Raw genomic sequence first — 2,338 nt, forward strand, 5'->3', positions numbered from 1 at the left:
GACAGCTCGAGGCCCGCAGCGTCGGAGTCTTCGCGGGTAGCCAGGATGGCGGCCACCACGCGGTCGGACGCGCTGACGGTCGGTGAGTCGTCGCCGGCGCTTGTCGCGAATTCGTTCTCGTCCAACGTGACGCCGTCGGCGTTCTCCCCTTGAACCAGCACCATCTGAACCGAAGCGGGCGCCATCGAGACCCCAAGCACGATATCCACTAGGCACGCCTTCCAACGAGACCGCTAACCGATCGTCGCCGGGGAAGCTGTATCGGGAGCCTGCCGGAGCTATGTAAGCGCTATGAAGTGCGGAGCCGATCACGGGACTCGAACCGCGCATTCAGCTCGGGGAGCCGAGTCAGAGTGTCCAGGGCAGTCCGCCGCACTGACAACGTCGTGGCACCCTCATTGCTATGTGGCCGGCAGAGCGGAAGGAGGCCAGGTGTGACCACCGATGACCCGGGCCGGATTCAGCGGTTGGCCGCCCAAGTCAACATGGTCCTAACCCGGCTACGCGATGACGAGTACCTCCTGTACGACAACGACACCAACCAGCTGGTGCTGGGTGGCCAATCCGGCCAGCGGAAGATCGGAGTCAGCCTGGAACAGATCAGGCTTTACCTGGAAAAGATCCGGGAGTGGAGTTAGCTGGTCGAACACTGCTGCCGCAGGTCAGACGTGGAGCCGATGACGGGAATCGAACCCGCGTATTCAGCTTGGGAAGCTGATGTTCTGCCATTGAACTACATCGGCGCTGTTGCCCCAGCAGGCTAGCACCCGGCCGGCCGCGGCCGCGCTCGCCTGCGCCGAGGTGTTGCGCGCATGGGTCGGCGCATTTGGTGTCATTCGAATACTGAAAACTGACCCGACAGAATGGCCTGATGTGGGGAAACGCACAGCTATCCCCGCATGTGAAAAAGCCGGTGTTTATTGTTTCGTGATCGTTCCGTAATGTGCTTGCCGTGGGTCGGCATCGATTAGCCAAGAAACGGCGCAAGCCATCGGTTGTCCTGGCAGCGGTACTGGCCCCCGCGGCAGCCTTCTTCGCCGTGGCCGCGGATACCGATTCATTCGGGCCGCGCGCCGAAGCCAAACCCGTTATCAGTGACGCCCCGCCGTGTTGCTTGCAAATCGTTGCGGCGGCATCGCATGTATCTGTTGGCGCCGGCGTCCGCGATGTTCCGGCGGCATCGAGATATCACACCCGGTCGCGCTTCTTGCCCGTCGGCGTTGCGTCAGAACGCGGCTTACAGGTCAGGACCATCCTGACCGCCCGGGCCATCAGCGCGGAGTTTCCCCAGATTCACGAAATCGGCGGCGTGCGACCAGATCCGCTGCCGTGGCATCCCCTCGGTCTGGCACTCGACGTCATGATCCCCGACCCCCAATCCGCCCAGGGCATCGCGCTGGGAAACGCCATCGTCGCCTACGTCATGCAGAACGCGAATCGATTCGGGATACAGGACGCGATTTGGCGCGGCGTCTACTACACGCCCAATGGTGCGCAAACATCCAGGCTCGGCCACTACGACCACGTCCACGTCACGACCACCGGGGGCGGATACCCGACGGGCCAGGAAAGCTACCTCGCTGACTAAAGGCAGGACGGCCGCCACTTTCCCAACGGCTAGGCTCGTCGAGTGCTGCTCTCCGATCGCGACCTCAGGGACGAAATCACCGCCGGCCGGTTGGGCATCGACCCGTTCGACGACGCCCTGGTGCAGCCGTCCAGCATCGATGTCCGCCTCGACTGCATGTTCCGGGTGTTCAACAACACCCGCTACACCCACATCGACCCCGCCAAGCAGCAGGACGAGCTGACGAGCCTGGTGCAACCCATCGAGGGAGAGCCCTTCGTCTTGCACCCGGGCGAGTTCGTCCTCGGCTCGACGCTGGAGCTCTTCACGCTGCCCGACGGCCTCGCGGGCCGGCTGGAGGGCAAGTCGTCACTGGGCCGGCTGGGTTTGCTGACGCACTCGACGGCCGGCTTCATCGATCCTGGCTTCAGCGGTCACATCACGCTCGAGCTGTCCAACGTCGCCAATTTGCCCATCACGTTGTGGCCGGGCATGAAGATCGGGCAGCTGTGCATCTTGCGGTTGACCAGCCCGGCCGAACATCCTTACGGCAGTTCACGCGTCGGCTCGAAGTACCAGGGCCAGCGGGGACCGACACCGTCTCGGTCCTATCAGAACTTCATAAGGACTACATAGGTTCGTCGGGGGTCCCCTGCCGCATTTGTGGGCGATACTTAGTCAGTCGTGGTTTTTTCCTCCGCCCGACCATGGCTTGGCTAGCAATACCTTTGGAGGGGTTGTTTTGGATATCGTGCTCGGCGTATCGATGGC

The 2,338-nt window shown here is 62.8% G+C and carries 3 protein-coding genes, 1 tRNA gene and 1 pseudogene; 3 read left to right on the plus strand and 2 right to left on the minus strand.

The features are described from left to right. Positions 1-209: pseudogene (locus tag A5747_RS22090) on the minus strand (hypothetical protein); the annotation flags it as partial. Positions 210-434: 225 nt separating this feature from the next. Between A5747_RS22090 and A5747_RS22095 the strand changes: the two are divergent. Continuing rightward, positions 435-638 carry a hypothetical protein gene (locus tag A5747_RS22095; protein ID WP_076128333.1) on the plus strand — a complete coding sequence of 68 codons (204 nt, stop codon included), beginning with the start codon at positions 435-437 and terminating at the stop codon, positions 636-638. A gap of 31 nt (positions 639-669) precedes the next feature. On the opposite strand, the gene A5747_RS22100 is transcribed toward A5747_RS22095, so the two are convergent. Continuing rightward, a tRNA-Gly gene (locus A5747_RS22100) sits at positions 670-743 on the minus strand. 209 nt (positions 744-952) lie between these two features. Here A5747_RS22100 and A5747_RS22105 point away from each other — a divergent pair. Next, complete coding sequence (locus A5747_RS22105) at positions 953-1,588, plus strand: hypothetical protein (protein ID WP_076128335.1); 636 nt, start codon at positions 953-955, stop codon at positions 1,586-1,588. 42 nt (positions 1,589-1,630) lie between these two features. Further along, entirely contained in the window at positions 1,631-2,203 is a 573-nt protein-coding gene (gene dcd / locus A5747_RS22110; protein ID WP_076128336.1) for a dCTP deaminase, read from the plus strand. Positions 2,204-2,338: the final 135 nt, after the last annotated feature.

It is taken from the genome of Mycobacterium sp. IS-836, assembly GCF_001954275.1.
Classification (GTDB): Bacteria; Actinomycetota; Actinomycetes; order Mycobacteriales; family Mycobacteriaceae; genus Mycobacterium.